This is a genomic window from Pseudoalteromonas sp. S1727, assembly GCF_005886375.1.
Classification (GTDB): domain Bacteria; phylum Pseudomonadota; class Gammaproteobacteria; order Enterobacterales; family Alteromonadaceae; genus Pseudoalteromonas; species Pseudoalteromonas haloplanktis.
Genome location: NZ_PNDT01000010.1, coordinates 59,024 through 74,369 on the forward strand (window position 1 = coordinate 59,024; position 15,346 = coordinate 74,369).

The following is a 15,346-nucleotide window of genomic DNA, read 5'->3' on the forward strand; positions in this document are numbered from 1 at the left end:
ATTATAATTATCATGACAACAAGGATTTAAGGATGAAGAACAGAATACTCCCATTTAAACCAAAGCTCACCGCTTGTGTAACTCTGGCACTTTCAACAGCAGGTTATACTTCTCAATCACTTGCTGCTGACGAAGCAAAAACAGTTGAACGCATTGAAGTCACGGGCTCTCGAATAAAACGTACTGATATTGAAGGCCCTTCCCCAGTACAATCAATTAGCCGCGCCGATATTGATAATATGGGTTATGACAACCTACAACAGTTACTGGAAAGAATGCCTGTTGCTGGCAATGGCACATTCTCTACCCGCGGTAACAACCAAGATTCTACAGCCAATGGCTCTGCGGCGGTATCGTTGCGTGGTCTTGGCGCAGATGCAACGCTTGTGTTAATTAATGGTCGTCGAGTGGCTATCAGCGCATTTGCTGAGAGTATCACTAACTCATTTGTTGATATCAACAGCATCCCAGTTTCGGCTATTGAGCGTATTGATATTCTGAAAGACGGTGCCTCTGCAATTTATGGTTCAGATGCCGTTGCCGGTGTAGTGAATATTATCTTGAAAAAAGATATCGATGGTTTAGAAGTGAATTTAGGTTACGGCGGCACTGACGGCCCTAACTATGAAGAAACCTCGGCAAGTATTGTTTGGGGGACATCAAACGAAAAAAGCAGCGCGTCAGTGATCGTTGATTATTTTAAAAACACCTCTTTATCGTCAAGTGAAATGGGCCGCTTAGGCACAGCCGATCAAACAGCGAATGGTGGTGAAGACTTTCGATCATCTCGTGGCTTTCCTGGTTATTTCTACGTTGACGGCGTAAAGACTATCGACCCAGATTGTCCAGCTGAAAGTGCCACATCTAGTGGCAGTTGCTTATTCGATTACGGCCCATTTGGCTATATTGCCCCTGCTTCTGAGCGTGTTGGTGCTATTTCTCAGTTTGAATATAACTTTGATAACGGAATAACCGCTTTTATGGAAATGGCTGTTCAACATAATACTTCGATTGCAGCAGGTGCTCCAACACCACTGGATGAAGACGCAGGTTTAACAGTTCCGGGAAGTCACCCTAACAACCCGTTTGGCCAGGATATAGAAATAGGCCGTTACAGAACAGTAGATGCCGGTGCCCGTCAATGGGATATTGAATCTGATACATTGCGTTTTGTTGCAGGCCTTCGTGGCGAAATTAGCGATTGGAGTTGGGAAGCTGCAGTACAAAAAGGCCGTAGTAAATCTATGCAAACTGGCGATAGAACTCAAGGCTGGGTAAGAACTGATTTTTTACAGCAAGAAATAAATGCTGGTAACTACAACCCTTTTGGCGGCACTTATAATGATCCTGCCGTCATTGATCGTATTACCACTAGTTTAGTTCGCCGTGGTGAATCACATATGACTTCATTTGATGCCAACATTACCGGGGAAGCGTTTAGCTTTGGTGACAATATAGTTATGATGGCAGCCGGTATAGAGTACCGCGAAGAGGATGTCAGTGATATTCCAGATGATCAATTTCAACGCGGCCTAATTTTTGGTACTGAGTCCGTGTCTGCGGCCGCTGAGCGCGATCAGTACGCAGCCTATGTTGAGTTCTCTATTCCATTAGCGGATAGCTTAGAATTACAACTAGCTGGGCGTTACGATGATTATAGCGATTTTGGCACCACAACAAACCCTAAAGTAGCACTGCGCTGGGCTCCTAGCGATGAAATTACCGTTCGCGGCTCATGGGCACAAGGTTTTAGAGCCCCTTCACTAGCACAAATTGGCCTAGGTCCTTCAGAAGAAAGTCAGTTCTTCATTGATAGTTACCGCTGTGCTGCAACAGGAGAAGATTGTGGTGTTCTTGATTACAACATCCAATTTGCGGGTAACCCTGATTTACAAGCTGAAGAGTCTGAATCATGGAACGTTGGCTTTATTTGGGCGCCAATGGCTGAACTTGGCTTTAGCATTGATGTATGGAGTATTACTCAAGATAATAAAATCGATGAACAGGCATTCGGCCCAATTTATGATGCAGAATGTAACAACCAAAATAGTACCATCTGCGTTCGCCTGCCTCCGCAAGGTGGGCAAAGTTTAGGGGTGATCCAAAAAATTCACAGTACTTTTGAGAATGTCTCGTCGCAGGAAGTGTCTGGTGTTGATTTCTCAGCAAATTATAACCATTCATTAGATGATTTAGGTTTACTTAAGTTCAACTTAGAATGGGCATACCAAGATAAGTTTGAAAAAGATGACCGCGATTATACCGGTGAATATGGTTACCCTGAACATCGTTGGATGTTTTCAACTAATTGGGAGCTTGGCGAATTCAATACTAATGTAAATATCAGTTATATTGGTGAGTTTGAAGATACCCCTGATATTGATTTTGACGGCACGCTGGATTTTGATAGCAACGCATCGAGAATGGTTGATTCGCAAGTTCTAGTTGACTTGCAAACGGCTTATCGTATTACCGAGTCAACCAAAATTTCGATTGGTGTAAATAACTTATTTGATGAAGAGCCACCATTTGCTATCGGTGATGGCGATAGTGATTTATATGGCTATGTATCGGCAGTACATAATCCGCGTGGTCGTTATATTTACACTAAAGTGTCGTTTTCTTTCTAGTTTTACTCGCTAACAAAAAACCCGCCATTTGGCGGGTTTTTATTAAAAACAAGAGCCTAGATTATAGGTCGCCTTCGTTTTCAGAAAGGAACTTAGCAACGCCTGCAGGGCTTGCATCCATACCTTTTTTACCTTCAGTCCAACCAGCAGGACATACTTCACCGTGCTCGCTGTGGAACGCTAGCGCGTCAACCATGCGTAGCATCTCATCGATGTTACGACCTAGCGGTAAGTCATTTACTACTTGGTGACGTACGTTACCTTCTTCATCAATTAAGAATGAGCCACGAAACGCAACGCCAGCTTCTGGATGCTCAACATCATACGCTTTACAGATTTCGTGTTTAACGTCTGCAACTAGTGCATATTTAACTGCGCCAATACCACCATCAGCAACAGCCGTGTTACGCCATGCGTTGTGTGAGAATTGTGAATCAATTGAAACACCAATTACTTCAACGCCACGCTTTTGGAATTCTTCATAACGCTTGTCAAAAGCAATTAATTCAGAAGGACATACGAAAGTGAAATCTAGTGGGTAAAAGAAGATAACTGCTTTTTTACCTTTGATTGTTTCGTGAAGATTGTAGCTATCTACGATCTCGCCGTTACCTAATACTGCTGCAGCGGTAAAGTCTGGTGCCTGGCGGCCTACTAATACACCCATTTTATTCTCCAAATATTTGAGTTTGCTTTTAATTGCTTACGCAATGCTTGCCTTTAATATGGGATCTAAAAATAAAATACCAAGGGCTGACATGCATAATTGTCAAAATATTTTAGAGACTAGTGACTTAAAAGAACAATCGTATTTTCCGATGTCGGCCATCGAAAATATAGAACATGGCGTGAAAGGATTAAAAAAGCCTGCTGAAGCAGGCTTTTTTAGCAGTGGGGATTACTAATCCATAATATTTTCGGGCATATCACCACGAATTTTTTGCCAAATCTCACCTGTTTGATGACCATATTTACGCATCATGGAAATAGCGCCATCATGTTCACGTTTTTCAGCAAGTATCGTTAAGTCTTTATAAAACTGGCGTGCTAGTTGGCGAGTGCCTGGATCTGAGAAGTAATGACAGCCAATTTTCGAGTAAAAACCTTTAAAACCATTGAGAATAAGCACATAAATACGATTATTTCCAGCAACCGCAAGCTCATGATGCACTTTGTAATCATAATCAGCAAATGCTTGTGCACTATCTTCAAGATCATCGCTTTGAGATAAAATTTCAATCACTCTATCAGGTGCCAGTTTAATTGCCGCCCGAGTATAAATAGCGCTAATATTAGTGCGGGCAGAAAGTAATTGGTCTGTCAGCTCTGGCATTTTATCTTCATCAAGACGCGCTAATGTTTCAAGAATATTAAGCCCTGATGTTTCCCAGAAGTTATTAACACGCGTTGGCTTGCCATGTTGAATTGTCAGCCAACCATCACGGGCTAAACGCTGCAATACTTCACGTAAGGTGGTTCGTGTAACACCTATTAATTCTGATAACTCGCGCTCAGCAGGAAGAATAGAACCCGGAGGGAAATCCCCATTCCAAATTGACTCAACAATATACTCTTCTGCAAATCCAGCTGGACTTTTCGCTTTAAAAATTCTCATTCAATTCCCACTCGAGTTATCACACTACTTCACTTAAAAACGATTAACTGACTGATTGTACCAGATGAAGCAAAACTAACAAGTAAAGTCACTTCATTAAATCATTAATGGCCACTGCGCAATATATGTCTGCCAGTATTTTTATAATTACTCTCCCCCTCACGTGCAGAAACAAACACTCCATCAAGCAAATAACTGAAACTTATTTACATAAACGTAATTAAACAGTCGCCATAAATATGCTTTTATAGTCACAAAGCATATTTACCCTTGCGCCTAGTTTAATGACTAAGTCATAATCTCATTGATATATTAATATTTGGAAATACTATGAATTGGTTAGCAAATTTAGCGCAACAACGCACACCTTGGGTTTTATTAGCAGTAACAGCATTTACATTTGAAGTGGTTGCTTTATTTTTTCAGTACCAAATGGGCTTAGAGCCATGCATTATGTGTATCTATCAACGAACCGCAATGTTAGGCCTACTCTTTGCAGGCATTATTGGCGCAATAAAGCCTACTAACATGATAATCCGTGTTAGCGCTTTATTAAGCTGGGCCGTTGCCAGTATTTGGGGTTATCTGATTGCTCGCCAACATATCGAGATGCAAACCACAACCGACCCTTTTGCATTTAGCTGTGAGTTTGAGCCAAATTTCCCAATCCCACTGCATGAATGGATCCCTCAGTTTTTTGCAGCTACCGGGGACTGTGGCAATATTGATTGGCAGTTTGCAGGTTTGAGTATGCCTGCTTGGATGGAAGTGATTTTTGGTGCATTTACATTGGTACTAATAAGCGTTGTCGCAAGCCGCTTAATCATTAAAAAGTCACTGTGATGATGACATTTTTTTCAAGCCAAGTGACGCCATTAAAACCATTTAAAATACGCCAACGTCAGCAAATTATTGCCTTAGCTTTAAGTCACTTAACGCCGATGCAAAAAATCAGTTTGCGTATTTTAAAGTTACTTTTATTAACCCCTGTATTTTTATCATTAGCGTATATTGAAGGTTGGTTGCTGTTACCAGCATTACTACTAACCGGTGTAGCTTACCCTTTACTAACTACCCCTTTAGAGATCCAATTTGCTAAAGGTCATTTACAGCACACGATTAAAGAGTTTACACAGGGCGAATAGTTCGCCCTGTTCTTAATGTTTAACTAATTAATATTTAACTGCTTAAAACTTAACTTTCCCTTCTAATTTAGCGACGAGTTTATCGCCAATTCCTTTCACCTGTGCCAAATCAGCAACTGATTTAAATTTACCTTGCTTAGTACGGTAGTCAACAATCGCTTGTGCTTTAGATTTACCTATACCCGGTAGCTGACTAAGTTGCTCAACGGTTGCTTGATTAACATTGATTAGCTGTGTTTTTCCTGCACTTTCGGTTGCCTCTACTTTACTCACAGCTGCATTACTAGGTAATGAAATAGCAAGACCGAATACAACGACTATTAAAGTTAAAAACTTCATGCTTTTCCTCCATGATATCCATACGTGGACTCAGTTAATAGTTGATAAAAGCGCCCTCACTTTTGGACTACATCCAAATAAAGTCATACTGAAAAAGTGCGACTATTTAAATAAAGTAAAGTTGTACCCATTTGTCAATGTACCCAAAGTAAAAAAATAAAAATGTCTCCTTGCAAAAAGACCAACAAACCATTACTGTACATAAAAACAGTAATCAATCAAGGTGAAGGTATTATTCACCAAGCAAATTGGCAGGAGAAATCATGGCTGTTGTTGTTAAATATGTTGTAGAAAGAAACGGAGTCGAGCGTATGACGTTTACTACTAAAAAAGAAGCAGATGCATATGACAAGATGCTTGATATAGCAGAGTCACTTGAAGTAATGCTAGAAAAAGTAGATGTCCCTTTAAGTGAACAACAAATTGAATCGCTTGCTCTAGAGATTGCTAAGAGTAAAGACGATTTTATCAATGTTCTCAAAGGCGCAAAAGATATAGCCCCCGCTAAAGCAGCCCCGGCTAAAACAAAGAAAGCAGCTGAGAATGTATCTGACTTAAAAGCAAACACGGATAAGGCTGCCAGCTAAAATGGTTAAATATTTAAGTCGATTGGGATAAGTAGTACACACCTGATTGATAAAAAAAGGAGCTTATCTAAGCTCCTTTTTTTGTTATACCTGTTGTAGTTGTTAACTCAACGAGCCCTCAACTTCATCAAATAATTGTGTGATCGCTTTACTAGGAGGTGGTGTTGATAAGCTAACCACTATAATTGCGATACTTGATAAAATAAAGCCAGGAATAATTTCATAAATTATACTGCTTAGTGACTGACCGTTAATGGTTATAGGCGCATAAATCCAAACCAAAACAGTAGCAGCACCCACTACCATACCACTTATTGCACCCTGAAGGTTCATTCTTTTCCAATAAAGGCTAAGCAATACTAATGGGCCAAATGCAGCGCCAAAACCTGCCCAGGCATTACTCACTAAGTCTAAAATCGAACTATCGCGATCATAGGCCAAATAAATAGCGAATACGGCCACTAACAACACACTAATTCGGCCCACTAGAACTAATTCTGTTTGTGATGCACTGCGGTTTAAGTAGATTTTATAGAAATCTTCAGTCAGTGAGCTTGAACATACTAATAGCTGAGAGGAGATAGTACTCATGATCGCAGCTAAAATAGCTGCAAGTAAAAAACCAGCAATTAACGGATGAAATACTAATTCTGATAATACTAAAAAGATGGTTTCTTTGTCGTCAATCAGCATTTGATTTTCAATCATATAAGCTGCACCAAACAATCCTGTTAACACTGCACCAATAGCCGAAAGCGTCATCCACGACATACCAATTCGACGCATCGTTGGCATATCTTTCACTGAACGTACAGACATAAAACGTACAATAATATGCGGTTGCCCAAAATAACCTAAACCCCATGCTAGGGCTGAAATTATGGCGATAACTGAACCACCAGCAAACCAGTTAAGCATATCCAATGGTACTTGTTCACTTGGTTTCGGATTACTAAGCAATAGATCATAGGTTGCTGTAGAAAGCGTATCAACGACTGAGTTGTCTAACATGCTATAAGTTACTAAAGGCACGATTAACAAGGATAAAAACATAATACACCCTTGCACAAAGTCCGTCAGGCTTACAGCTAAAAAGCCGCCAAATAGCGTATAAACAACCACAACACCAGTGGTTACATACAAGCCCATTTCATAACTCATGCCAAACGAATTTTCAAATAATTTACCGCCAGCAACTACGCCTGATGAGGTGTATAAAGTAAAGAATAAAATGATTATGATTGCAGAAATAACACGAAGAATATTTTTATTATCTACAAAACGATTTGCGAAGTAATCCGGTATCGTAATTGAGTCATTTGCTTTTTCAGTATAAACACGTAATCGAGGGGCGACTAAAAAGTAATTAGCCCAAGCGCCGAGTACTAACCCTATAGCAATCCATACTTTACTCAAACCAAATAGATACATCGCACCGGGTAATCCCATAAGTAACCAACCACTCATGTCCGATGCACCGGCTGACAGCGCAGCTACGCTTGGAGATAAATTTCGTCCGCCCAGCATATAACCAGATACATCGGCAGTCGACTGCTTATATGCATATAAGCCAATACCTAGCATTACGATAAAATACGCAGCTAAAGAAATAATCATTCCAGTTTCCAAATTTGCCTCCAACTCTGAAGTTAAAATCTGGCTTTCAATCCTAATAATGACTCACAATTTTTTAAAGCCAATGTAATATAAAGTCATTATTGGTGTAAAAACCATCCTAGAAATTTACTATATCATGCCAAGGGTGAATAACTCCAATTGCTGCGCTCATCATACAACTGTAGCTGGTAAAGCTGTTTTTACGAGTTGAACAATAATTTAACTATTGAATATGGTAATTAATGCTTAATTACCCTAGGATTAGATCAATGATTACTTAAATAATCAATACTTTAGTATTTATATTGTGAAGATAATTAATGCTATTTATGCGGTTTTACCTTATATTGCCCAAGTACTCGTTTAACTGATGTGGATCCATTGTTTATGTATTTTTATGCTGCACGCCAACCAATTTTAGACCGAAACAAAGAACTTGTAGGTTATGAGTTACTCTTTCGTGACGGCGTTGATAATGTATTCCCTGATATAGATGGCGATGAGGCAACAACGAGGCTAATTGAAGGGAGTCAATTTAATTTTGGTTTGGAAGATCTCACCGATAATAAACCTGCGTATATCAATTTTACTCTTGAGACATTACAAAAAGGCTACCCAACCCTACTGGGTAAAGACCAAATTGTTGTAGAAATACTTGAAACAATTCAACCCGGTAAGCGTTTGCTCGCAATAGTTAAAGAATTAAAAGAAAAAGGCTACACATTGGCATTGGATGACTATATTCATCAACCTGTGTGGCGTCATTTTTACCCTTATATAGATATTATTAAAATAGATTTTCTAAGTTGCGAATTGGCTACTATTAATACCATCATCGAAGAAATTAAACCCTATCCGCATATAAAGTTATTAGCTGAAAAGGTTGAAACCTATGAAAAGTACCAATTAGCGTTAGACCTTGGCTTTACTTACTTTCAAGGTTTTTTCTTTTCCAAACCAGAAATGGTGCAAAGTAAAACCCTACCACCATCTGAAATCGCGTTAGCAGAGCTACTTTATGAGACGTCTGTTGTTGAGATAAATTTAAAGAAAGTTACCGAAGTATTTGAGCGAGATGTCAATCTGTCTTATAAATTATTACGTTATAGTAATTCGGCAGCATTTACACGCAGAGCGGAGATCAGCACTATAAAACAGGCACTTATCGTATTAGGTGCACAAGAGATCAAAAAGTTCTTATCATTATTATTTGCCGCCCAAGTCGCGGGTGATAAGCCAGCAGAATTAATACGGCTTTCCCTAACGAGGGCACGTTTTACTGAGCTATTAGCAATAAACCATAATAAACTGAAAGACACAGGAATGGCTTTTCTCACCGGGATGATGTCATTAATGGATGCAATCTTAGATGAGGACATGGCAAGCGTAATGAAAAAGCTGCCATTATCAAATGACATCAAGTTAGCATTATTAAATGATGAAGGCTTATTGGCCCAGTATTTACGGTTAGTGAAACAGTATGAGCAAGCTAATTGGCAAGGTGCAAATGCAATTCAAGCTGAGTTAGGCTTAGCCGCTGAAAAAGTACCGGATGCTTACCACGATGCTGTTAGCTGGGCGAATGAACAAATGAAAATACTGGGTAATAGTTAGCCCATAGTAGCTACCCCAAAACAGAATATAAAATGCCAGCTTGAAGCTGGCATTTTTAGTTATCACTTTCAGATTAAAGGCTTTCTAAAAAGTCTTCATCGAAATCTTTAGGCTCTTCTTCGATCGGTGGGTTCCCGTCATGTAATTCGTATAGCTGACGCTGGAAGTAAATATCCTTCATAAAAATATACGGATCGAGTGACTCATTTAGTAAACTTTCTTGCGGAATTAAAGATGCACGTGCTTCAACAGCTTTTAGTGCAAATACAAGTATGGTTTGCGGGGTTGTTAAGGCAATCTCGGGTAGCACAAAGTTATCAACCACATCACCGGTTAAGTTACGTGCTGTTGAAGGGCCCATGCCAGGCAGCATAAGGTAAGCACCATCACCAATTCCCCATACACCTAGTGTTTGTCCAAAGTCTTCGTCAACAATTGTTAAACCCAGTGAGGTAGCGACATCAAACAAGCCAAAAATACCCACGGTTGAATTAACTAAGAATCGCGCAACACTAATTCCTGCATTCGCGGGCTTACCTTGCAAGGTGGCATTAATAACATCCGTTGGCGCACTAATATTATCTGTAAAATTAACAACACTACGGCGCACCGGTGTCGGTGTTACAGCGACATAACCAACAGCGACAGGACGCAACACATATGCATCTAGTACATCCATATTAAAGTCATACATTGGACGGTTAAATGATTGTAACGGGTCTCGTTCATCTATTTTTTCATCAGGGACTTGTGCGCATCCACCAAGCACAAGGAACCCCAATAAAACTAAACTCTGTCTTAACATCTTTGATCCTTTTAAGGTATTAATTCATTGATAAGTAAATCATAGGCCTTGGTCTGGCTGCGCTTTAATACAGCTGAACGCCCTTCTAACTCACCCGTTGAAGGCATCACCGAAGCATCTTTCGAAATACGAGCTGTTAAGGTTATTTCCTCAACACTTGAGAGGGTTAAACCCGCTACCATGGCATTGCTATCACTTAACTGTACTGTAATTGGAAAACGGTAATCTGTTAACTTTACGACCGCCAAAGGCATAGCTGGGCCACTCGCCGCTTTAGCAAATACGAACAAGGTCCCTTGCTCCGGTTGCTTATCAACTAATTGCGGATCAAGTTCAATCGTGATGTTAATAGCGCTCGTTGCAGCATTTGCATTATCTTTCTCCCCTTGCGCGTGAGGTTGTGCTACCGGTGTAAGTTGAGCGTTTTGTTCACTATTTTCAGCTGCTATCTTCTGTTCAATTTCAGTAACGCGCTGAGCAATCATGCTATAACGCGAGTCTTGCTCATCCATGCTATTTAACAGTACTTCAAAAGCCGCTTTTGCCTGAAGCCAATCATGACGCTCATAAGCAATTAACGCTAATAAGGAAATTGCATCTAGATTAGTTGGATCAGCTTTTAACACTTTAGAGAGCATTCCTGCTGCGCGCGTCATATTCGCTTCACTACCGTCCAGTAAAAGCACTTGGCTATAACTGATTAGCACAGACATATTATCCGGATCCATACGCAACACTTTATCAAATGACTGCTGGGCCATGTCTAATTCGTTTAATGACATAGCAACCCGACCTAACAGCATCCACGCAACTTGATCATCACCGTTTTGCGCGAGCTTAGTTCGCAACCCTAAAGCAAATGCCTGTAATTCATTTTGTGTTAGTGGCTCACCTTGCTGCATTACGGCTCGCTCACCATAAGCAGGTAAATTATCCATGGCAGTGTGCCAATTTTGTAATTGCTGCTGCGATCCCGTTGCGGTATAGAAAATAGCCGTAAAGACCACTAGAAACGCACTTCCTGTGAATGCAAAAATACGATTATTACCTTTACTCATCAATGATTTTTCAGGCGATAACTCATTAAGTAAACGGCGTTTAACTTCAACCACTGATTCATCATGATTAACTTGATCAATACGTTGGTTTGCTAACTCACCAGCTAACTCACCAAGACGCTGATGATAAATAGCAATAAGCTCAGAGTTAGCATTATAAGTAAGGCTTTGTACCCGCTCTTTACTTAAAAAAGGCAGAGCGACAAACGCCACAGCTAATAAGGTTAATAATGCAAAAGCAACCCACATTAGTATCATTTAAATCTGCTCCTGACGTTCATTTTGAGCGATAAGCTTGGCTAATAATGCCTCATCTTGTTCACTCCAAGTTTGTTTAACTGCGGCCTTTCGCTGACGAAAAATAATGGAGCTAAAACCAAATACCACAATCAAAACAGGTAATACCCATAACACTAGAGTCGCTGGTGTTACAGGAGGATCGTAATGAACAAAATAACCATAGCGGTCAATCATATATTCAATTACATCGTCTTTGGATTTACCTTCTTTCACTAAAGCTAACACTTTTTCGCGAAGATCTTTGGCAACCACGGCGTCTGAGTCGGCAATATTTTGATTTTGACACTTAGGGCAACGTAATTCTTTGGTCAACTCTGCAAAACGTTGTGCTTGTTCGTTGTTATCGAACTGGTAACGATCTTGCTCAGCCATAACCATCCCGCTGATAAATAACATTGAAACAACTAAAATATATTTCATGGCTGTAACTCCTGCATCAGAGGCGCAAATTTAGCGCGCCAAACTCGCGGGTTAATATCGCCAGTATGATGTAATAAAATAGTGCCTTTACTATCCACTAAAAAAGTCTCCGGTGCACCAGAGACACCTAAATCAAGTGCGAGCGTACGGTGTAAATCAAGCATGTTAAATTGATACGGATCACCGGCACGACTTAACATCGATGTTACTTCTTCGCGTAGTGCTGATATATCAAATTCACCATCAAAGTCAGCATCATAGCTTTGTACATAGTAAAGCCCGATAATTTTAACGCCCTGCTCACGCAGTTGAGTTAAATAATCTAATTCAGCTAAACAGGTTGGGCACCAAGTACCCCATACGTTAAGCAAATATACTTCACCTTTTAATTGGCTATCTTGCCAACGCTTTGAATCCTGCATTAGATCAGGTAAATCAAAAGCGGGCATTGGCTGACCTAAACGCCCCGTTTGAATTTCGCGTGGGTTAGAAAACAACCCCTGAAATAAAAACACACAAACTAAAACAAATGCCAACAAAGGTAGCAGCGCTAATAATTTACGATTCATACTAACTGCTCCTTTGATTGATCAGACTTCTTTTTACTCGTGCGGTAGCGTCTATCACCTAAAATCATAAAACCTGCCAATGAAATTAACACACCACCAATCCACATCCAGCGCACGAACGGTTTATGATAGATACGTAATGACCAACCGCCGTTACTTAGCTGTTCACCCAGCGCAAGGTATAAGTCACGGGTAAAGCCGGCATCTATCGCAGCCTCAGTCATAAACTGCATACCAATATCATAACGACGCTTTTCAGCATGCAATATGGTGACTAACTTATCATTTTTCAGCACGCTAACTTCTCCGGCATGGCCACTGTAGTTTGCCCCGCGAATTGTATTAACGCCTTCAAAGCGATATTGATACTGGTTTAATTGCACTATTTCACCCGGCTTCATTGAGACATCGCGCTCAACAGAGTACGCAGAAGTTAAGGTAACGCCTGCAATAACAAAAGCGATACCTACATGCCCTAATACCATGGCCCAATAGCTCAACCCTAAGCGTCTCAAGCCTTGACTGAAACTAGTTTGTACACTTGCTTTTGTATATAGATCAACGCCTGTAGTAATAACAATCCAGACCGCAAGTGTGGTTGCTAATAATGTAAGCGGGGCTACAACTGCATAACTTGAAAACAACCAAGCAGCGGTAATTACAATGCTCATAAGCGCCGCAATAAGTAATTTATTTTGTAAAAAAGCCCACTTATTTTGCTTCCAACGTAACAAGGGCCCTATGCCCATTAAAATGGCGAAAGGAACGAGTAAAATCGCAAACATTTTATTAAAGAATGGTTCACCGATAGAAATACTACCAAGCCCGAGCTCTTTATGCACCATAGGCAGTAAAGTCCCCAGTAGCACAATAAAGGTTGCTACCACTAAGAAGATATTATTTAGCCACAGTGATACTTCTCGTGACACTAATTTGTAACGTCCTTCACTGCGTACTTGCGCAACTCTAAAGGCATATAAAGTAAGTGCACCACCCACAACAATTGCTAAAAAGGCCAAAATAAACAAGCCGCGGTCAGGATCGGTGGCAAAAGCATGTACAGATACAATAATGCCTGAACGAACAATAAAAGTGCCCAATAAGCTCAGTGAAAATGCAGCAATGGCCAATAGTACGGTCCAAGATTTAAACACACCTCGTTTTTCAGTCACTGACAGTGAATGTAACAACGCGGTCGCGACTAACCACGGCATAAGTGATGCGTTTTCAACTGGATCCCAGAACCACCAACCGCCCCAGCCAAGCTCGGCATAAGCCCACCAGCTACCAATTGTAATACCTAACGTTAAAAAGCCCCATGCGGTCATAGTCCACGGACGTGACCACTTTGCCCAAGTATTATCAAGCTTACCGGTTAATAGCGCGGCAATAGCGAATGAAAATGAAACAGATAACCCAACATAGCCCATATATAACAATGGCGGGTGAATGATCATACCCGGATCTTGCAATAACGGATTAAGATCACGCCCTTCCACAGGGTAATATGGCAACAATAGCTCAAATGGGTTCGACATCCAGAGGGTATAAAGCATAAAGCCAACCCCTAAAAAACCCAGTACGCCGAGAACACGAGCACGTAAAATCCAAGGCAATGAAGTAGAGCGCAGTGCAACCACCGCAGTCCAACCTGCTTGCATCACTAACCACAACAAAATAGCGCCTTCATGGCCGCCCCACGTTGAAGTGATTTTATAGTACCAAGGCAGGGTACTGCTTGAATGATATGCGACATACGCAACAGTAAAGTCATCCGTTAAACTTGCATAAATTAGCGCCGCAAACGAAATTAATACAAATACAAATTGCCCAACAGCTAATGAAGGCGCAGCCCGCATTAACCGTAAATTACCAGTATGGGCACCCCATAACGGAAAAATACATAATAAAACACTAAGCACCATGGCCAGTGTAAGGGAAAAATAACCGATTTCTGGGATCATCTTAATTGCCACTTTCTAAGTTGTATTTAGGTTTTTCATGTTTGATCCCTTTCACCGCTTCAGCAACTTCGGCTGGCATGTATTCTTCATCATGCTTAGCCAAAACCTCAAACGCTTCTATTACATTAGGTTCAACCAACACACCTTGAGCTACAATCCCTTGTCCCTCACGAAATAAGTCAGGCAAAATACCTTGGTATTTAATGGTCACCAAAGGGCCTGTATCAATTAACTTAAAGCTCACTTGTAAACTGGTTTCATCTCTTATCACAGAGCCCGGTACTACCATGCCACCAATACGTAATTTTTGACCAATATGGGGTTTTTCTTTATTTGGGCCTTTACCCTCGACTAATTCACTCGGGGTATAAAATAAATTGATATTCTCTTGTAACGCGTACAGCACCAAACCAATCACAGCGCCAACACCAAATACAATCGCTGTTACAGCTAACAAACGTTTTTTGCGTCTTGGGTTCATACCTGTTGCTCCTGTTTAGCCTGCTGAATACGTGCTTCACGTTCAGCTTGTTGCTGCACAGAAGCCATAATTCGCCTAGTATCGTTTAAAGAACTTAATAAAATACCCAATAAAATCAATGCACATGTACCAAAAGAAAGCCATACATAAAAGCCGTAACCGCCCATGGCAATAAAATCAGAAAAAGAATCAAACTGCATAA

17 protein-coding genes are annotated in these 15,346 nt (G+C 40.6%); 6 read left to right on the forward strand and 11 right to left on the reverse strand.

Annotation, left to right across the window (positions count from 1 at the left end; translation table 11 throughout):
- The first annotated feature begins 32 nt into the window (after nt 1-32).
- The gene (locus tag CWB85_RS02955) at nt 33-2,630 is read left to right on the forward strand and encodes a TonB-dependent receptor (RefSeq protein ID WP_138554059.1); all 2,598 of its coding nucleotides are present in this window, start codon (nt 33-35) and stop codon (nt 2,628-2,630) included.
- Between the two features lie 61 nt (nt 2,631-2,691).
- Here the strand turns inward: CWB85_RS02955 and CWB85_RS02960 are convergent, their stop codons facing one another.
- Nucleotides 2,692-3,297: a peroxiredoxin C gene (locus tag CWB85_RS02960; RefSeq protein ID WP_016708003.1), complete on the reverse strand. Its 606-nt coding sequence runs from the start codon at nt 3,295-3,297 to the stop codon at nt 2,692-2,694.
- A 91-nt stretch (nt 3,298-3,388) separates the two neighbouring features.
- Here CWB85_RS02960 and CWB85_RS02965 point away from each other — a divergent pair, with 91 nt between their 5' ends.
- Nucleotides 3,389-3,535 carry a hypothetical protein gene (locus tag CWB85_RS02965; protein WP_157589013.1) on the forward strand — a complete coding sequence of 49 codons (147 nt, stop codon included), beginning with the start codon at nt 3,389-3,391 and terminating at the stop codon, nt 3,533-3,535.
- Here the strand turns inward: CWB85_RS02965 and fadR are convergent.
- Nucleotides 3,532-4,245, reverse strand: a complete 714-nt coding sequence (fadR, locus tag CWB85_RS02970; RefSeq protein WP_016708005.1) for a fatty acid metabolism transcriptional regulator FadR — start codon at nt 4,243-4,245, stop codon at nt 3,532-3,534. The genes CWB85_RS02965 and fadR overlap by 4 nt on opposite strands.
- Before the next feature lie 330 nt (nt 4,246-4,575).
- Between fadR and dsbB the strand changes: the two genes are divergently transcribed.
- Entirely contained in the window at nt 4,576-5,088 is a 513-nt protein-coding gene (gene dsbB, locus CWB85_RS02975; RefSeq protein WP_016708006.1) for a disulfide bond formation protein DsbB, read from the forward strand.
- Nucleotides 5,088-5,390, forward strand: a complete 303-nt coding sequence (locus CWB85_RS02980) for a DUF6170 family protein (protein WP_171038981.1) — start codon at nt 5,088-5,090, stop codon at nt 5,388-5,390. Before dsbB ends, CWB85_RS02980 begins: the two co-directional genes overlap by 1 nt.
- A gap of 42 nt (nt 5,391-5,432) precedes the next feature.
- On the opposite strand, the gene CWB85_RS02985 is transcribed toward CWB85_RS02980, so the two are convergent.
- On the reverse strand, nt 5,433-5,729 hold the full coding sequence (locus CWB85_RS02985) for a ComEA family DNA-binding protein (RefSeq protein ID WP_016708008.1): 297 nt from the start codon (nt 5,727-5,729) through the stop codon (nt 5,433-5,435).
- A gap of 263 nt (nt 5,730-5,992) precedes the next feature.
- Between CWB85_RS02985 and CWB85_RS02990 the strand changes: the two genes are divergently transcribed.
- Complete coding sequence (locus tag CWB85_RS02990) at nt 5,993-6,316, forward strand: YebG family protein (protein ID WP_016708010.1); 324 nt, start codon at nt 5,993-5,995, stop codon at nt 6,314-6,316.
- A 102-nt stretch (nt 6,317-6,418) separates the two neighbouring features.
- Here the strand turns inward: CWB85_RS02990 and putP are convergent, their stop codons facing one another.
- On the reverse strand, nt 6,419-7,933 hold the full coding sequence (putP, locus tag CWB85_RS02995) for a sodium/proline symporter PutP (RefSeq protein WP_029216087.1): 1,515 nt from the start codon (nt 7,931-7,933) through the stop codon (nt 6,419-6,421).
- Between the two features lie 387 nt (nt 7,934-8,320).
- Here putP and CWB85_RS03000 point away from each other — a divergent pair, with 387 nt between their 5' ends.
- Nucleotides 8,321-9,547, forward strand: a complete 1,227-nt coding sequence (locus CWB85_RS03000; protein ID WP_138554060.1) for an EAL and HDOD domain-containing protein — start codon at nt 8,321-8,323, stop codon at nt 9,545-9,547.
- Nucleotides 9,548-9,620: 73 nt separating this feature from the next.
- On the opposite strand, the gene CWB85_RS03005 is transcribed toward CWB85_RS03000, so the two are convergent.
- Genes CWB85_RS03005 through ccmD form a run of 7 tightly spaced genes read right to left on the reverse strand, consistent with a single transcriptional unit; the run spans nt 9,621 to nt 15,344 of the window.
- Nucleotides 9,621-10,352 carry an MlaA family lipoprotein gene (locus CWB85_RS03005; RefSeq protein WP_016708013.1) on the reverse strand — a complete coding sequence of 244 codons (732 nt, stop codon included), beginning with the start codon at nt 10,350-10,352 and terminating at the stop codon, nt 9,621-9,623.
- 11 nt (nt 10,353-10,363) lie between these two features.
- Nucleotides 10,364-11,668 carry a c-type cytochrome biogenesis protein CcmI gene (ccmI, locus tag CWB85_RS03010; protein ID WP_138554061.1) on the reverse strand — a complete coding sequence of 435 codons (1,305 nt, stop codon included), beginning with the start codon at nt 11,666-11,668 and terminating at the stop codon, nt 10,364-10,366.
- Nucleotides 11,669-12,130, reverse strand: a complete 462-nt coding sequence (locus CWB85_RS03015; RefSeq protein WP_016708015.1) for a cytochrome c-type biogenesis protein — start codon at nt 12,128-12,130, stop codon at nt 11,669-11,671. It lies immediately after the preceding gene.
- Complete coding sequence (locus CWB85_RS03020; RefSeq protein WP_016708016.1) at nt 12,127-12,699, reverse strand: DsbE family thiol:disulfide interchange protein; 573 nt, start codon at nt 12,697-12,699, stop codon at nt 12,127-12,129. Before CWB85_RS03020 ends, CWB85_RS03015 begins: the two co-directional genes overlap by 4 nt.
- Entirely contained in the window at nt 12,696-14,663 is a 1,968-nt protein-coding gene (locus CWB85_RS03025; protein WP_138554062.1) for a heme lyase CcmF/NrfE family subunit, read from the reverse strand. Before CWB85_RS03025 ends, CWB85_RS03020 begins: the two co-directional genes overlap by 4 nt.
- A gap of 1 nt (nt 14,664) precedes the next feature.
- On the reverse strand, nt 14,665-15,144 hold the full coding sequence (gene ccmE, locus CWB85_RS03030) for a cytochrome c maturation protein CcmE (protein ID WP_016708019.1): 480 nt from the start codon (nt 15,142-15,144) through the stop codon (nt 14,665-14,667).
- Entirely contained in the window at nt 15,141-15,344 is a 204-nt protein-coding gene (gene ccmD / locus CWB85_RS03035; protein WP_016708020.1) for a heme exporter protein CcmD, read from the reverse strand. Before ccmD ends, ccmE begins: the two co-directional genes overlap by 4 nt.
- Between the last annotated feature and the right edge of the window lie 2 nt (nt 15,345-15,346).

Bases quoted from the DNA above. Each gene is read 5' to 3' on its own strand.
- CWB85_RS02955 (WP_138554059.1), top strand. From the start codon at position 33: ATGAAGAACAGAATACTCCCATTTAAACCAAAGCTCACCGCTTGTGTA.
- CWB85_RS02960 (WP_016708003.1), bottom strand. From the start codon at position 3,297: ATGGGTGTATTAGTAGGCCGCCAGGCACCAGACTTTACCGCTGCAGCA.
- CWB85_RS02965 (WP_157589013.1), top strand. From the start codon at position 3,389: ATGCATAATTGTCAAAATATTTTAGAGACTAGTGACTTAAAAGAACAA.
- fadR (WP_016708005.1), bottom strand. From the start codon at position 4,245: ATGAGAATTTTTAAAGCGAAAAGTCCAGCTGGATTTGCAGAAGAGTAT.
- dsbB (WP_016708006.1), top strand. From the start codon at position 4,576: ATGAATTGGTTAGCAAATTTAGCGCAACAACGCACACCTTGGGTTTTA.
- CWB85_RS02980 (WP_171038981.1), top strand. From the start codon at position 5,088: ATGATGACATTTTTTTCAAGCCAAGTGACGCCATTAAAACCATTTAAA.
- CWB85_RS02985 (WP_016708008.1), bottom strand. From the start codon at position 5,729: ATGAAGTTTTTAACTTTAATAGTCGTTGTATTCGGTCTTGCTATTTCA.
- CWB85_RS02990 (WP_016708010.1), top strand. From the start codon at position 5,993: ATGGCTGTTGTTGTTAAATATGTTGTAGAAAGAAACGGAGTCGAGCGT.
- putP (WP_029216087.1), bottom strand. From the start codon at position 7,933: ATGATTATTTCTTTAGCTGCGTATTTTATCGTAATGCTAGGTATTGGC.
- CWB85_RS03000 (WP_138554060.1), top strand. From the start codon at position 8,321: ATGTATTTTTATGCTGCACGCCAACCAATTTTAGACCGAAACAAAGAA.
- CWB85_RS03005 (WP_016708013.1), bottom strand. From the start codon at position 10,352: ATGTTAAGACAGAGTTTAGTTTTATTGGGGTTCCTTGTGCTTGGTGGA.
- ccmI (WP_138554061.1), bottom strand. From the start codon at position 11,668: ATGATACTAATGTGGGTTGCTTTTGCATTATTAACCTTATTAGCTGTG.
- CWB85_RS03015 (WP_016708015.1), bottom strand. From the start codon at position 12,130: ATGAAATATATTTTAGTTGTTTCAATGTTATTTATCAGCGGGATGGTT.
- CWB85_RS03020 (WP_016708016.1), bottom strand. From the start codon at position 12,699: ATGAATCGTAAATTATTAGCGCTGCTACCTTTGTTGGCATTTGTTTTA.
- CWB85_RS03025 (WP_138554062.1), bottom strand. From the start codon at position 14,663: ATGATCCCAGAAATCGGTTATTTTTCCCTTACACTGGCCATGGTGCTT.
- ccmE (WP_016708019.1), bottom strand. From the start codon at position 15,144: ATGAACCCAAGACGCAAAAAACGTTTGTTAGCTGTAACAGCGATTGTA.
- ccmD (WP_016708020.1), bottom strand. From the start codon at position 15,344: ATGCAGTTTGATTCTTTTTCTGATTTTATTGCCATGGGCGGTTACGGC.